Raw genomic sequence first — 15173 nt, 5'->3', positions numbered from 1 at the left:
ATCGAACAGGTTTCGATGTGAAAAAAGGGGCGCACGCTGCGCCCCTTTCTTCTTTCCGCGTGCGGCTTACTCGCCGCGCTGACGCCGCAACTCCTTCTCCACCGCCTCGCGCACCCACTCGCTCATGCGGCCTTCGAGCGCCATCGCGACTTCACGCGTGATTGCGGAGACGAGCTGCGTCGAATGATCGCGCAGCACTTCGCGGCAACGCTCTTCGATCAGCGCGCGTGCGTCGCCCGTCAGAAAGTTCGTGAAGCGGCCGCGCAGCCCTTCGGCAATCTGCTCCGAGTCGTATTCGATCGCTGCATTGATCGACGGCGCGCGCGCGTATTCAGGCTTGCCGGGCACGACGACATCAGTCAGAACGGGAATGGACGGATCGAAGGATTCGGGCTTGTCGGTCATGTGGGTGGTCTCCTCTGTGTAAGCGGAGCATAGTGCAGCGGGAATGCGTGCTCTGTACGCTCAACCGCCCTGCTTGTGGGTTTCGATCGCGTAGCCGCGATCCCGGTAGAAGCGATAGCGTTCGCGGCCCGCGGCAAGCTCGTCGCCCTCGCTGCCGACGATCTCCACCAGACGCTCGAAACGCGCGAACTGCGCGGACACCGGCGCGCCCAGATTCACGAGCACGTGATGATGCGGCGCTTCGTCGAGATTCGACGTGAGCACGACCGGCGTCTCCCCCGCGAGCGGACTCTTCGCCGTGCAATGCGGGATGAATTCGAGCGGCTCGAAGGTCCACAACTGCTCGTCGAACGCGGCGAGCCGTTTCGGATCCGCGAGCACGACGACCGGCTTGCCGCTCGCGTACGCCTTGCGCGCGAGGCGGCAGGCGTAGGCGAGCGGATCGCCGACGTTCGTATGAAAGTCGATGCGCGTCATGCTGCCGTCACGCGCCGGCGCGATCGATCAGGAACTGCGACAGCAACGGCACGGGACGGCCCGTCGCGCCCTTCACCGCGCCGCTCTTCCACGCGGTCCCGGCGATGTCCAGATGCGCCCACGGATAGTCCGTCGCGAAGCGCGACAGGAAGCACGCCGCCGTCACGCTGCCCGCCGGACGTCCGCCGATGTTCGCGACATCCGCGAAATTCGACTTGAGCTGATCCTGATACTCGTCGTCGAGCGGCAGGCGCCAGGCCGGGTCGACCGCTTCGCGCGAGGCGTCGAGCAGCTCGCCCGCGAGCGCATCGTCCTTCGAGAAGAGACCGGTGTTGTGATGGCCGAGCGCGATGATGCACGCGCCGGTCAGCGTGGCGATATCCACCACGGCAGCGGGCTTGAAGCGCTCGGCGTAGGTCAGGGCGTCGCACAGGATGAGGCGCCCTTCCGCGTCCGTGTTCAGCACTTCGATGGTCGTGCCGTTCATCGACGTGATGATGTCGCCCGGCTTCACCGCGTTGCCCGCGGGCATGTTCTCGCAGGTCGGAATCACGCCGATGACGTTGAGCTTGAGGCCCATTTCAGCGACCGCGCGCATCGTGCCGAAGACCGAGCCCGCGCCACACATGTCATATTTCATCTCATCCATCGCCTCGCCCGGCTTGATCGAAATGCCGCCCGAGTCGAACGTGATGCCCTTGCCCACCAGCACGATCGGCGCGTTCTTGCCCTTGCTCTTGCTCGATTCGGCGCCCGCGCCCTGATACTGCATGACGATGAATTGCGGCGGCTCGACCGAGCCCCTCGCGACCGCCAGGAACGAGCCCATGCCGAGCGCCTCGATCTGCTTCTGGCCGAGCACTTCGACCTTGAGCTTGAAGTCACGGGCGAGCTTCTTCGCGGTCTGACCCAGATAGGTCGGCGTGCAGACGTTCGGCGGCAGATTGCCGAGATCGCGCGTGAGATCCATGCCGTTCGCGATCGCGACGCCCTGCTTCAAGGCGACCTTCGCGGCTTTCTCATCGGCGGAATCGATGCTGAACACGACCTTCTTCAACGAGCGCGCGCCGTTGTCGGGCTTGCTCTTCATCTGCGTGAACTTGTAGGTGAGTTCGCGCAGCGCGAGGATCGCGGCGCGCACGCCCCAGTCGCCCGTGCGTTCCTGGATCGGCAATTGCGCGAGCGTGAAAGTGGCCTGGCCGATCTTCGAGCCGAGCACCACGCGCCACGCGGCGCGCACGGCTTCGCCATAGGCTTTCTGATTGAAGGCGTCCTGCTTGCCCAGGCCGACGAGCAGAACGCGCGATGCGCCGATGCCCGTGACTTCGGGCACCAAGAGCGTCGTGCCTGCGCGCCCGCTCATGTCGCCGGCTTTCACGACGCGCGAGATCAGGCCTTTGGTGGCAACATCCATGTCGCGCGCGGCGCCGGTGAGCGTCTGCGCTTCGAAGATGCCGAGCACGATGACATCCGACTTTCCGGTAAGGAAACCATTTGCCTCGCCTTTGCTCCAATCACAGGCTTTTATGCTAAAGTCCATCGCGCTTATCCTCGGATAAAATCTTGGCTGAAGGATGAAAGCCGCAATTATCCGCTATTTTTTCCGCGGCGGTCACAGGCGCAAAACGAGGACGAGCTAAAGCCTTCCCGTTTGCCAGAGGTGCGTGCATGATCCGCCTCCCCCGCCGGCTCTAAGCTAACCAAATGATCTTCGAACGCTCCCTGCAGCGCGAACTCGCGTATACGGCCGGCGCCGTATTCATGGTGCTGCTCACGATCATGCTCACGACGATGATGATTCGCATCGTCGGCTTCGCGGCGCAAGGTCAGATCGACCCGAAAGACGTCGTCGTGCTGATCGGACTCACTGTTATCGGCTATCTCGCGGTCATGCTGATCGTGACGCTGTTCGTCTCCATTCTCTTCGTGCTCACGCGCTGGTATCGCGACTCGGAGATGGTCGTCTGGCTCGCGTCGGGCGTGAGTCAGACGCAGCTCATCAAGCCGGTCGCCGTGTTCGCCACGCCGATCATCATTCTCATCATCTTCTTTGCGTTTGTGGGCTGGCCGTGGTCGAACCAGCAAAGCAAACTCATCAAGGCGCGCTTTCAGCAACGCGATGAAGTGTCGCTGCTGGCTCCCGGGCAATTTCGCGAATCGCCGTCGAGCCATCGCGTGTTCTTCATCGAAAAGATGTCGCCGGACCAGGCCAAGGTGCAGAACGTGTTCGTGACGAGCACCGAAGGCGGCAAGGTCAGCGTAATCGTCTCGCAGACCGGGCACACCGAAGCGCGCGAGGACGGCGACCGCTTCATCGTGCTCGACAACGGCCGCCGCTATGACGGCGAGCCCGGCCAGCCGAACTTCCGCATCATGGAGTTCGAACGTTATGGTGTGAAGATCTTGAATCATCAGGTCATCAACACGCCCACCACGACGGGCATTTCCACACCTGACCTGCTGGCCAGTCCGACCAGCGTGAATCTCGCGGAATTCGCCTGGCGCGCGGGGCTGCCGCTCATCGCAATCAATCTGATGCTGCTCGCCATTCCGCTTTCGTATCAGAACCCGCGCCGCAGCCGCACCATCAATCTCGTGATGGCCGTGCTGATCTATTTGACCTACTCGAATCTGCTGAACGTCGTGCAATCGTGGATCGAGCAGGGCAAGCTGTCGTTCGGCGTGGGGCTCGTCGGGCTGCACGTGGTCGTGAGCGCGCTCGTCGCGTTCATCTTCTGGCTGCGGGTGCGCAACCGGCCGCTTTTCCGGCTCTCGTCGCTGACGGGTTCGAAGGGGGCCTGACGCAATGCGCATTTTCGAACGATATTTCGCGCGCCAGATCTATCTCGCGTTCATCTTCATCCTGTTCGCGTTTGCGGGCCTGTTCTTCTTCTTCGATCTAATCAACGAGCTGAACACGGTCGGTCACGGCAACTACAAGTTCACGCTCGCGATACTGCGTGTCGGATTGCAGACGCCCTCGCGCTTCTACGAAATCATTCCGGTCGCCGCGCTCATTTCGGCCATCTATGTGTTCGCGCAGATGGCCGCGGCCTCGGAATTCACGATCTTCCGCGTGTCCGGGCTGTCAACCGGCGCCGCGCTGCGCTCGCTGCTGAAGATCGGCGTTCCAATTGTGCTTATCACGTACATCATCGGCGAGGTTGTCGGGCCCTATACGGATCAACTGTCCGAGCGCGTGCGGCTGGAGGCGCTGGGGTCGTCGGTGTCGTCGAATTTTCAGTCGGGCGTGTGGGTGAAGGACACGCTGACCGCGAAGGAGAACGGTGAGCAGGTCACGCGCTTCGTCAACGTGGGTACGCTCAATCCCGACACGACGATCGCCAACGTGCGCATCTACGAGTTCGATTCGAAGTTCCGTCTGACCAACGTGCGCATCGCGAATAGCGGCGTGTACCAACCGCCGGGACACTGGAAGCTCACGGGCGTGACCGACACGCAACTGAACGACGCGCCGCCGCAGGCCGTGAATCCCGGCGATACGCTGAACCCGCTGTATCGCGCGACGCAGACGACGCTGCCTGAATATTCGTTGCGCTCGGAGCTGACGCCGCAGATTCTGTCGGTGCTGCTGGTGTCGCCGGATCGCATGTCGATGTTCAATCTGTTCCGCTATATCCAGCATTTGACGGAAAATCATCAGGACACGCAGCGTTATCAGATCGCGTTCTGGCGCAAGATTCTTTATCCGTTCGCGGTGTTCGTGATGCTGATTCTGTCGCTGCCATTCGCCTATCTGCATACGCGCGCCGGCGTGGTCGGCGTGAAGGTGTTCGGCGGCATCATGATCGGCATGAGCTTCCAGTTGTTCAATACGCTGTTCTCGCACATCGGCAACCTGAACACGTGGCCCGCGCCGATCACCGCGGCGGCGCCCGCCCTCGCCTATCTGGCGGTCGGGCTGATCGGGCTGAAGTGGGTGGAGCGGCACTGACGTTTCCTCGAAGGAGCGTGCGATGAGCAAGCACGGCATCATCCTGTTCGGCCACGGCGCACGCGATCCGCGCTGGGCCGAGCCGTTCGAGCGGCTTGCGTCGAAGCTGCGTGCTCTGCGCGGCGATCCGGTTTCTCTGGCGTTTCTCGAATTGATGTCGCCGGATCTGCCTTCGGCGGTGGCTTCTCAGGTTGGTGACGGCTGCGATGCGATCACCATTGTGCCCGTGTTCTTCGGGCAAGGCGGGCATGTAAGGAAGGATTTGCCCGAAATCGTCGAGAAATGCCGGGCGGCGCATCCGCGTGTGCGTATAGACTGCGCGACGGCGGTTGGCGAGGATGATGCGGTGCTGGAGGCGGTGGCGGGGTATTGTCTGAGGCAGACGACCCTTTGACGCCTAGGCCTTTCGGCCGATATCGCCACTTGAATTCGCGCCCTATAATGGCTATACAACTCTGTATAGCCATAAGGTCCGCGATGAATCTACTTATTTCGAAATGGGGCAACAGCCTCGCCGTACGTATCCCGGCGGACTTGCTTCGACACACAGGTCTTTCCGAAGGCGATCAGGTTCAAGTGAGTCTGACTGTCGACGGCGGGATTTCGCTTCGCCCGGCAAAGTGGGACCGCCGCGCATTCGCAAAGGAACTTGGCAGGACGCGCGATGCCATGCCGATGACCGAATCCGTCATCGATGATCTACGAGGCGGAGCGCGCTATTGATGGTGTATGTGGACACGAGCGTCCTTGTCGCGCTTTGCGTGCGAGAACCGAAGAGTGAGGCCGCAGCGAACTGGTACGAGTGCTGTGAAGACGAACTCATCTCGGGCGTCTGGTGCGTGACGGAGTTCGCGAGCGCTTTGAGCCTCAAGCGGCGCACCGGACAGATATCCGAGGCGCAATCCGCGTCTGCCTGGCAAAACTTCGAGCGCCTGTGCGCGACCGACCTCCAACTCACCCCGATCGAACCGCCCGTGTTCCATCAAGCTGCGGTTTTGTCGCTCGACGCGTCCATCGGCTTGCGCGCGGGACACGCACTGCATCTGGCAATTGCCCTCGACTGCAAAGCTCACGCAATGGTGACGCTGGACGCCGCCCTGGCGCGTGCGGCAGGAATGAAAGGCATCGACTCTATAGACATCTGAGCCACGACGGCCCCAAACAAAAACGCACCGTCTCCGGTGCGCTTCGTTTCCCTCTCCAGGCGCGACCTCAAGCCGCCGCCTGCATCCCCTTCAGATGCACCTTCAGCTTCGCGGCCGACGCCCGCTCGCGAAACGCTTCCCCGATCATCAGCAAACTCGGCTGCGACGGATCCAGCCATTCCTGCGCCTCGCCCAACGCCATGCGCGCAAGCGTCAACGTCAGCGTGCGCTCGCGCGGCGTACTGCATGCTTCGACGATCGCCACGGGCGTCGACCCCGGACGTCCCGCATCGATCAACTGCTGCGCGATATCCGGCGCGCTGTCCCGCCCCATGTAGAACACGAGCGAATCCGCCTTCGCCTGCTCGCGGATCTCGTCGCTCTGGGCGGCGCGGGAATGCGTCGCCAGCGCGACGCTGCGCGACACGCCGCGCAGGGTCAGCGAGCGCTTCAACGTCGCCGCACTGGCCAAAGCCGCCGTGATGCCCGGAACCACTTCATACTCGATGCCCGCCGCTTCCAGCGCACGCATCTCCTCGTCCGCGCGGCCGAAGAGCATCGGATCGCCGCCCTTCAGACGCACGACGACGCCATGTTCCAGCGCCGCATCGACGATCTGCTTGTTGATGAAGTGCTGGGCCGTCGAGCGCTGCCCACAGCGCTTGCCGACGGCGATCTTCTTCGCGTTCGGCGCGTACTCCAGCATGGCCGGTTCGATCAGCGCATCGTGCAGCACGACGTCGGCCTGTTCGAGCAAGCGCATGCCGCGCACGGTGATGAGATCCGCCGCGCCTGGCCCCGCTCCGATCAAATAGACCTTGCCCATATCGTTCATCCGTCAATTAGCCAGAAATCGCACGAATCATGCCGGCCGCGACCGTGTGATGCGTCGCTTCGTCGATCAGCACGAACGCGCCGGTGCCCTGATGCGTATCGTACTCGTCCGCGACGATCGGCTTCTGCAGCGTGAGCGCCACGCGGCCGATATCGTTCATCGCGAGCGTGCTGCGATCGACCGAGTGCGACAGCGTGTGCACGTCCAGCACCTGCTTCACCGCGCCGACGCGGGCGAACACCGTGTTCGTCGTCTGCTTCAGCAGATATTTGCGCTGCGGCGAGAGCGGCTCTTCATCGAACCAGCAGATGTCGGCTTCGAGCTTCTTCGTCGGCTCGACCTTTTGCGTCGCCGGAACGAACGTGTCGCCGCGCGAGACGTCGACGTCTTCGGTCAGGCGAATCGTCACCGTCTGGCCCGCGAACGCGCGATCCACCGGCGCCACGCCGCCCGGCACGGGCGCGATGATCTCGGCGACCGTCGCTTCACGGCCCGCCGGCTGCACGAGGAGCGCATCGCCGACGCGCACTTCGCCCGCTTCGACACGGCCCATATAGCCGCGGAAATCGTCGGCCTGCGAGCCGTCCTGACGCGCGACCCATTGCACCGGGAAACGCAGCGCCTGATCGTTCGGCTGCGCGACCGGCAGCGACTCGAGCAGATCGAGCAGCGGCTCGCCCGCGTACCAAGGCATGCGCTCGCTCGCCGTGACGATGTTGTCGCCTTTCAGCGCCGACACCGGCACGAAACGCACGTTCGACAAACCGAGCTGACGCGCGAGCGTGACATACGAATCGCGAATCTCGTTGAAGCGCGCTTCGCTGTACTCGGCCAGATCCATCTTGTTGATCGCGACGATCACGTGCTGCAGGCCGAGCAGCTTGACGATCGCGCTGTGGCGCTTGGTCTGCGGCAGCAGTTGCGCGACGCCGCCATCGTCATCCGCGAACGTGACGCGCGTTGCGTCGACGAGAATGATCGCCGCATGCGCCGTCGATGCGCCCGTCACCATGTTGCGCGTGTACTGCTCGTGGCCCGGCGTGTCGGCGATAATGAACTTGCGCTTCGCCGTCGCGAAGTAGCGATAGGCGACGTCGATCGTGATGCCCTGCTCGCGCTCGGCTTCGAGGCCGTCCGTCAGCAGCGAAAGGTCGATTTCATCGCCGACGGTGCGCTTGTTCTTCGCGCGCGAGATCGCCGACAACTGGTCCGACAGCACAGCCTTGCTGTCGTACAGCAGACGGCCGATCAGCGTGCTCTTGCCGTCATCGACGGAGCCCGCGGTGATGAAGCGCAGCACGCCCAGGTCTTCAGCTTGATAGATGCTCATGTTCGTTGATTCCTTTGGGCGTTGCTTAGAAATAGCCTTGCTTCTTGCGCTGTTCCATCGCGGCTTCGGAAGCCTGATCGTCCATGCGCGTGGCGCCGCGTTCCGTGATTTCCGTCACGGCCGTTTCCGCGATGATCTTCTCGACATCATCGGCATCGCTTGCGACGGGGCACGTGCAGCTGATATCGCCGACCGTGCGGAAGCGCACCTGTGCGATCTCGGCGGTCTCGCCTTCGCGCACCGGCGTGAGCGGCGTCACGGGCACGAGCAGGCCGTTGCGGCGCACGATTTCGCGATCGTGCGCGTAGTAGATATTCGGCAGCTCGAGCTTCTCGCGCGCGATGTACTGCCACACGTCGAGCTCGGTCCAGTTCGAGATCGGGAACACACGCAGATGCTCGCCTGCGTGCAGACGCGCGTTGTAGATGCTCCACAGTTCCGGGCGCTGCGCCTTCGGGTCCCACTGGCCGAATTCATCGCGGAACGAGAAGATGCGCTCTTTCGCGCGGGCCTTCTCTTCGTCACGGCGCGCGCCGCCGATCATCGCCGTGTAGCCATATTCCTCGATGGTTTCGAGCAGCGTCACCGCTTGCGCGGCGTTGCGCGAATCGGTCTCGCGGCGCAAGCGCACGGTGCCCTTTTTGATCGAATCCTCGACATGACCGACGACCAGTTCCGCGCCGATTTCCGCCGCGCGGCGGTCGCGGAAATCGATCACTTCCTGGAAATTGTGGCCGGTGTCGATATGCACGAGCGGAAACGGCAGCGTCGTCTTGCGGTTGCCGCCGAGGCCGAACGCCTTGAGCGCGAGCGCCAGCACGACCACCGAATCCTTGCCGCCCGAGAACAGGAGCGCGGGCTTGCTGCATTCCGCGACGAGTTCGCGAATGATGTGGATCGACTCGGCTTCGAGCCAATCCAGGTGATCCATGCGCGTCGCCTTGTTGACGACGGGTGCGGTGACGGTAGAGTCGAGCGTCGTGCTCATGTTCGTCGATCCTTTTTTATGCAGCGTCATGCATGTTCCGTGTGACGATGCGTTCAATGACAGGGTTTTGATGCAGCGGCGTCTTGTGCGCCTCAGATCGCCGAGCTCGGAGCTTCTTCGACGATCTTGATGTTCGTGATGTGCAGGCCGCATTCCTTCGTGTCGCGCGATTCCCACCACCAGCGGCCGGCCCGGCTGTCTTCGCCAGGGCGCGCCGCCCGCGTACACGGCTCGCAGCCGATGCTCGGATAGCCGCGCGCATGCAGCGGATTCACCGGTACCTCGAAGGCCTTCAGATAATCCCAGACATCGGTCTCGGTCCAGTCCGCGAGCGGATTGAACTTGGCGATGCCGCGCGGCTCGTCGTGCTCTTCCTCGTGCAGTTCGGCGCGCGTCACCGACTGCTCGCGGCGCTGGCCCGTGACCCACGCGGACACGTCCGACAGCGCGCGGTTGAGCGGCTCGACCTTGCGAATATGGCAGCAGCTCTTGCGCAAGTCGATGCTCTCATAAAACGCGTTCAGGCCGTGATCGCGCACATAGGCATCGACCGCGTCCTGCTGCGGCAGGAACTGCTCGATGTCGTAGCCGTAACGCGCTTTCACGGCGTCGAGCATGCCCAGCGTTTCCGCATGCAGGCGGCCCGTGTTCAACGAGAAGATGCCGATCCTCACACCGCGCGAGAGAATGGCGTGCGTCAAGACCATGTCTTCGGCGGCGAGACTGCTGGCTAGCTTGACGCTCTGATGGCGCGACGCGATCGAATCGAGCAGCGCGTCCAGGCGATCAACCTTGGCTTGCAATTCAGGCGTCATACATCAGGCTCCGATCTCGGCGATCAATGCAGCGCGACGGCGGAACAGCGGCTCCGGATTGTCGGTCGCGCCCTGATACAGATTGGTGAACTCGGTGAAGGCGTTCAGCGCGTCGTTGATGTCCTTGTCGGCGCGCACCGCGAACGCATCGAAGCCGCAACGCGCATGGAACGCGACCTGATCGCGCAGCACGTCGCCGATCGCGCGCAGCTCGCCCGTCCACTGGTAACGCTCGCGCAAGAGACGGCCAATGGAGAAGCCGCGGCCATCGCGGAACACGGGGAAATCGACCGCGATCACGGAAAGCGAGCCGAAGTCCGGTACGAGATCGGCGGGTTCGTCGTCCGGCGCGAGCCACACGCCGATGTCGTCCTTCGGACGCGATGCAATGATCGCCGCCTTGTGCTCCTTCCACAGCGCGAACGGCACGATGATCTTGCCGGCGGGCAACGCATCGACGGCCGCCAGTGTACCGTCTTCGGCTGCACGCACCACGTTGAAACTGTCAACGACCACCGCGCGGTTCTTGATAATCAACGTCATCTGAATTCCTTTAAGCGTGTGCCTGGCGCGATGCGTACACGCGCTCCTTGAACGGCGCGATGCCGATGCGGCCGAACGTCTCGATGAAGCGTTCGTCTTCGATGCGGTTATCGACGAAGGTATCGATCACTTGCGAGATCACGTCCGGCATTTCTTCCGCCGAGAACGACGGGCCGATCACCTTGCCGAGATGCGCGCCGGTTTCGCCCGAGCTTTGCTCGCCGCCGAGCGTCACCTGATACCACTCGGAGCCGTCCTTATCGACGCCCAGAATGCCAATGTTGCCGACGTGGTGATGACCGCACGCGTTGATGCAGCCCGAGATATTTAGCGACAGGTCGCCCAGGTCATGCACGTAATCGAGATCGTTGAAGCGGTCCTGAATGGCCAGCGCGATCGGGATCGACTTCGCATTCGCGAGCGAGCAGAAGTCGCCGCCCGGGCACGCGATGATGTCCGTCAGCAGGCCGATGTTCGCCGTCGCGAAACCCAGCGCCTTCGCGCGTTCCCAAACGGTGTACAGGTCGTGCTTCTTCACGTTCGCGAGAATCAGGTTCTGCTCGTGCGAAACGCGGATCTCGCCGAAGGAGAACTCGTCGGCCAGCGTGGCGACGTCGTCCATCTGCTTGTCGGTGGCGTCGCCCGGCGCGATTTCGCGCGGCTTGAGCGACAGCGTCACCGAAGCGTAGCCCGGCACCTTGTGCGGACGCACGTTGCGCTCGACCCAGCGCGCGAACGGCTTGCTGTCGATCAGATGCTTTTCATAGGACGCGTCCGTGTCCGCGAGCGTTTCGTAAGCGGGCGGCGCGAAGAACTTCGACACGCGATCGACTTCGTCCTGCGTGATCGTCGACGGGCCGTCCTTCAGATGCTGCCACTCTTCCTCGACCTGCTTCGAAAACTTCTCAGCCGACAGCGCCTTCACCAGAATCTTGATGCGCGCCTTGTACATGTTGTCGCGACGGCCGTAGCGGTTGTACACGCGCAGCACGGCTTCGCAATAGGTGAGCAGGTGCTGCCACGGCAGATCGCGCTTGATGATCGCGCCGACGATCGGCGTACGGCCGAGACCGCCGCCCGCGAGAATGTCCATCACGACTTCGCCCTGCGCATTCTTGCGGAGGTACACGCCGAGATCGTGGATCTGCACGGCCGCGCGGTCTTCCGCGGAGCCGTTCACCGCGATCTTGAACTTGCGCGGCAGCCATGCGAACTCGGGGTGGAACGTCGACCACTGACGCAGGATTTCCGCCCACGGACGCGGATCGACGACTTCATCGGGCGCGACGCCCGCGAACTGATCGGCCGTGATGTTGCGAATGCAGTTGCCCGACGTCTGGATCGCATGCATCTGCACCGAAGCCAGCTTGCGCAGGATTTCCGGCGTCTCTTCGAGCTCGACCCAGTTGAACTGGATGTTGGTGCGCGTCGAGAAGTGGCCGTAGCCGCGGTCGTGCTCGCGCGCGATGGTCGCAAGCATGCGCAACTGGTCGCTGCGCAGGTGGCCGTAAGGAATCGCGATGCGGTGCATGTACGCGTGGCGCTGATAGTACAGGCCGTTTTGCAGACGCAGCGGACGGAATTCTTCTTCGCTCAATTCGCCCGACAGACGGCGGCGGACCTGGTCGGCGTACTGCGCGACACGTTCGTCGACGATGCGTTGGTCGATCTGATCGTATTGGTACATTCGGGGGCCCCAAGTTCTTGTAAAAGCGCTACGTCCTAGCTCGTTGCTCCAGACCCGTGGCGCGTCTCATCCATCGAATATCCATTGAGTGCCTGCGCCGTCAGCCGTTCAGACGGAACCGTCATTTGCTTATGACGGATAGAGCTATGGATATTGGAAAAGTTGGACTGATAGTAAATAACCTGCTATATATTGCAAACGACTGAAAAATTACTTTGATATGCGGCTGAGTTATATATGAACCTGCATCAGTTCCGCTTCGTGCGCGAGGCCGTCCGGCAGAACTTCAACCTCACGGAAGCCGCGAAGGCACTGTATACATCGCAGCCAGGCGTCTCCAAGGCGATCATCGAGCTGGAGGACGAACTGGGCGTCGAAATCTTCACGCGACACGGCAAGCGCGTGCGATCGCTCACGGAGCCGGGGCGCATCATTCTGGCGTCCGTCGAGAAAATATTGCAGGAAGTGGAGAGTCTGAAGCGCGTCGGAAAGGATTACGCGGCGCAGGATCAGGGCAATCTCGTCATCGCCGCGACGCATACTCAGGCGCGCTACTCGCTGCCGTCCGCCATCGCGGAGTTCAAGAAGCGCTTCCCGAAAGTCCATCTTGCGATCTTGCAAGGCAGCCCGACGCAGGTCGCCGAGATGGTGATTCACGATCAGGCGGACATCGCCATCGCGACGGAAGCGATCGCGAACTATAAGGAACTGGTGTCGCTGCCCTGCTTCCAGTGGCAGCACCTCGCCGTGATGCTGCCGGATCATCCGCTGCTGGAGCGCAAGATCCTCACGCTCGACGATCTCGCGCAATACCCGATCATCACGTACGAGGCGTCGTTTGCCGGCCGCACGAAGATCAACCAGGCGTTCGCGCTGCGCAATCTGACGCCGGACATCGTGCTCGAAGCCATCGACGCCGACGTCATCAAGACTTACGTCGAGCTCGGACTGGGCATCGGCATCATGGCGGACATCGCGTTCAATCCTGAACGCGACAAACATCTTCGCGCGATGCCGGTCGGGCATCTGTTCGGCACAAACGTGACGCGGCTCGCGCTAAAACAGGGCGCGTATCTGCGCAGCTATGTGTATACGCTCGTCGAACTGCTTTCGCCGTCGCTGAACCGCAAGCTGATCGAGCAGGCGCTTTCGGGCAGGCACGAGAGCTACGAGCTTTGAAGATGGGCGGCGCCTGCCGCCTCAATAAAAGAAAACCCCTCCTGGAGACCTTTTCGATGACGTTGTCGAAGTTCACGCGCCGGCTCGTGGCCGGCGTCGCCCTGTCTGTCTTTGCGGCCGCCGCGCACGCGCAACTGAAAGTCGGCATCGATCTGTCGAGCACCGGGCCCGCCGCGGCAATCGGCATCACCAGCAAGAACGCGATGCTCATGTGGCCGAAGACCATCGCCGGGCAGAACGCGGAGTACATCATCCTCGACGACGGCTCGGACCCGGGCGCGGCCGTGCGCAATATCCGCAAGCTCATCAGCGAGGATCATGTCGACGTCATCGTCGGGCCGAACATCACGCCGGCGGCGCTCGCCGCGCTCGATCCCGTCGCAGAATCCGAAACACCGATGATCACGCTGATCGGCTCTGCATCGGTCGTGGAGCCGCAGGAAGGCAAGAAGGTCTGGGCGTTCAAGATGGCGCAGACCGACCGCGCGATGGCCGACGTGATGACGCGCTACATGGCCAATCACGGCGTGAAGACGGTGGGCTTCATCGGCTTCGCGGACAGCTACGGCGACAGCTGGCTCAACGAATTCACCAAGTTCGCCGATCTGCGGCATATCAGGATTGTCGCGAGCGAGCGCTTCAACCGGACCGATGCGAGCGTCACCGGCCAGATTCTCAAACTGATGGCGGCGAAGCCGGATGCGGTGCTGATAGCGGGCGCAGGCACGCCGACGGTGCTGCCGCAGCGCACGCTGGTCGAGCGCGGCTACAAGGGCGCGATCTATCAGACGCACGGTATCGCGACGCCGGAATTCATCAAGCTGGGCGGCAAGGACGTGGAAGGTACGCTCTTCCCGACGCAGCCAGTGGTCGTCGCGCGCACGCTGCCGGCGGATCATCCGTCGAAGAAGGCAGCGCTCGCGTTCGTGAATGCTTACGAAGAAAAGTACGGCAAGGGCACGGTGACGCAGTTCGCCGGCGATGCGGCCGGCGTGTATCCGCGCCTGCAAGATGCCGTGGCGCGCGCGCTGAAGGCCGGCCAGCCCGGCACGAAGGCGTTCCGCGTGGCGCTGCGCACGGAGTTGGAGCATGCGCATGAACTCGTGGTGCCGAACGGCGTGGTGAATACGAGCGCGACCGACCACGTGGGCCTGGATCAGCGCGCGAGCGTGATGGGCGTGATCAAAAACGGGCAGTTCACGTATCTTCCCCAGTAATTTCCGAGCTTTTTGAATCGACAGCGCCGCTGCTTGCCGGCGACGGGGTTTTCGGTCATAATCGCCGACTCGATTGGTGCGTTGCTGAAGTTTCTGTGCGAACCAATCCAGGCCCAGGTGGTGAAATTGGTAGACGCAGGGGACTCAAAATCCCCCGCCGCAAGGCGTGCCGGTTCGATTCCGGCCCTGGGCACCAACAAGTTTCCAAGCAACACCCAAGTATGACCAGAAACCCCGACAGCGAAAGGCTCTCGGGGTTTTTTATTGCCTGCTTACGCCAACGTCTCACCATTGACAGCGGGGGCACACCGGGGGCATTTTTGGGGGCATCAGGGCATTTCGCGAGATGCCCCCGGATTTATGCCCCCACAGGTGCCCCATGCCACTCACCGATACCGCCGCGCGCAATGCAGCGCCGCGCGAAAAGTCCTACCGCCTCGCCGACAGCGGCGGCATGTACCTCGAAGTCACGCCGGCGGGCGGCAAGTATTGGCGAATGAAGTACCGTTTTGCGGGCAAGGAGAAGCGCCTCGCGCTCGGCGTGTATCCCGACGTATCACTGGCGGCGGCGCGCAAGAAGCGCGACGACGCGCGCGA

The 15173-nt window shown here is 62.6% G+C and carries 17 protein-coding genes and 1 tRNA gene; 9 read left to right on the top strand and 9 right to left on the bottom strand.

The window, feature by feature from the left end; all coding sequences use genetic code 11:
- Positions 1–66 precede the first annotated feature (66 nt).
- From AWB75_RS20960 to AWB75_RS20950, 3 genes are read right to left on the bottom strand one after another with little or no spacing between them, the layout of a single operon-like run.
- Positions 67–405, bottom strand: coding sequence for a DUF2486 family protein (locus AWB75_RS20960; protein WP_061125997.1), 339 nt, complete (start codon positions 403–405; stop codon positions 67–69).
- Positions 406–465: 60 nt separating this feature from the next.
- Positions 466–882, bottom strand: coding sequence for a DNA polymerase III subunit chi (locus AWB75_RS20955; RefSeq protein WP_061125996.1), 417 nt, complete (start codon positions 880–882; stop codon positions 466–468).
- Positions 883–889: 7 nt separating this feature from the next.
- A complete protein-coding gene (locus tag AWB75_RS20950; protein ID WP_061125995.1) occupies positions 890–2422 on the bottom strand; it encodes a leucyl aminopeptidase in 1533 nt (510 codons plus the stop codon).
- 164 nt (positions 2423–2586) lie between these two features.
- On the opposite strand from AWB75_RS20950, the gene lptF reads away from it, so the two are divergent.
- The 5 genes from lptF to AWB75_RS20925 are packed head-to-tail and all read left to right on the top strand — an operon-like array spanning position 2587 to position 5982.
- On the top strand, positions 2587–3684 hold the full coding sequence (gene lptF, locus AWB75_RS20945) for an LPS export ABC transporter permease LptF (RefSeq protein ID WP_061125994.1): 1098 nt from the start codon (positions 2587–2589) through the stop codon (positions 3682–3684).
- Positions 3685–3688: 4 nt separating this feature from the next.
- Entirely contained in the window at positions 3689–4837 is a 1149-nt protein-coding gene (gene lptG, locus AWB75_RS20940) for an LPS export ABC transporter permease LptG (protein ID WP_061125993.1), read from the top strand.
- Between the two features lie 22 nt (positions 4838–4859).
- A complete protein-coding gene (locus tag AWB75_RS20935) occupies positions 4860–5231 on the top strand; it encodes a sirohydrochlorin chelatase (protein WP_061125992.1) in 372 nt (123 codons plus the stop codon).
- A gap of 47 nt (positions 5232–5278) precedes the next feature.
- Positions 5279–5560 (top strand): AbrB/MazE/SpoVT family DNA-binding domain-containing protein, encoded by a 282-nt coding sequence (locus AWB75_RS20930; RefSeq protein WP_327219482.1) that lies wholly within the window; start codon positions 5279–5281, stop codon positions 5558–5560.
- Positions 5560–5982 (top strand): type II toxin-antitoxin system VapC family toxin, encoded by a 423-nt coding sequence (locus AWB75_RS20925; RefSeq protein ID WP_235012182.1) that lies wholly within the window; start codon positions 5560–5562, stop codon positions 5980–5982. Before AWB75_RS20930 ends, AWB75_RS20925 begins: the two co-directional genes overlap by 1 nt.
- 67 nt (positions 5983–6049) lie before the next feature.
- On the opposite strand, the gene cobA is transcribed toward AWB75_RS20925, so the two are convergent.
- The 6 genes from cobA to AWB75_RS20895 form a co-directional block, all read right to left on the bottom strand.
- Positions 6050–6808: a uroporphyrinogen-III C-methyltransferase gene (gene cobA, locus AWB75_RS20920; RefSeq protein ID WP_061126070.1), complete on the bottom strand. Its 759-nt coding sequence runs from the start codon at positions 6806–6808 to the stop codon at positions 6050–6052.
- 16 nt (positions 6809–6824) lie between these two features.
- Positions 6825–8147: a sulfate adenylyltransferase subunit 1 gene (locus AWB75_RS20915; RefSeq protein WP_061125990.1), complete on the bottom strand. Its 1323-nt coding sequence runs from the start codon at positions 8145–8147 to the stop codon at positions 6825–6827.
- A gap of 25 nt (positions 8148–8172) precedes the next feature.
- A complete protein-coding gene (gene cysD, locus AWB75_RS20910) occupies positions 8173–9135 on the bottom strand; it encodes a sulfate adenylyltransferase subunit CysD (RefSeq protein ID WP_061126069.1) in 963 nt (320 codons plus the stop codon).
- 92 nt (positions 9136–9227) lie between these two features.
- Positions 9228–9950, bottom strand: a complete 723-nt coding sequence (locus AWB75_RS20905; RefSeq protein ID WP_061125989.1) for a phosphoadenylyl-sulfate reductase — start codon at positions 9948–9950, stop codon at positions 9228–9230.
- A 3-nt stretch (positions 9951–9953) separates the two neighbouring features.
- On the bottom strand, positions 9954–10493 hold the full coding sequence (locus tag AWB75_RS20900; protein ID WP_061125988.1) for a DUF934 domain-containing protein: 540 nt from the start codon (positions 10491–10493) through the stop codon (positions 9954–9956).
- A 10-nt stretch (positions 10494–10503) separates the two neighbouring features.
- Positions 10504–12180: a nitrite/sulfite reductase gene (locus AWB75_RS20895; RefSeq protein WP_061125987.1), complete on the bottom strand. Its 1677-nt coding sequence runs from the start codon at positions 12178–12180 to the stop codon at positions 10504–10506.
- A 237-nt stretch (positions 12181–12417) separates the two neighbouring features.
- Between AWB75_RS20895 and AWB75_RS20890 the strand changes: the two genes are divergently transcribed.
- The 4 genes from AWB75_RS20890 to AWB75_RS20875 form a co-directional block, all read left to right on the top strand.
- Positions 12418–13359, top strand: a complete 942-nt coding sequence (locus AWB75_RS20890) for a CysB family HTH-type transcriptional regulator (RefSeq protein ID WP_061125986.1) — start codon at positions 12418–12420, stop codon at positions 13357–13359.
- A 56-nt stretch (positions 13360–13415) separates the two neighbouring features.
- Positions 13416–14576 carry an ABC transporter substrate-binding protein gene (locus AWB75_RS20885; protein ID WP_061126068.1) on the top strand — a complete coding sequence of 387 codons (1161 nt, stop codon included), beginning with the start codon at positions 13416–13418 and terminating at the stop codon, positions 14574–14576.
- 111 nt (positions 14577–14687) lie between these two features.
- Positions 14688–14772, top strand: a tRNA-Leu gene (locus AWB75_RS20880).
- Between the two features lie 183 nt (positions 14773–14955).
- On the top strand, positions 14956–15173 hold a 218-nt coding region (locus AWB75_RS20875; RefSeq protein ID WP_143746475.1), incomplete at its 3' end, for an Arm DNA-binding domain-containing protein.

The sequence above is a fragment of the Caballeronia catudaia genome (assembly GCF_001544755.2).
In the GTDB taxonomy this organism is placed as follows: domain Bacteria; phylum Pseudomonadota; class Gammaproteobacteria; order Burkholderiales; family Burkholderiaceae; genus Caballeronia; species Caballeronia catudaia.
This window is presented reverse-complemented; position numbering and strand designations above follow the sequence as displayed.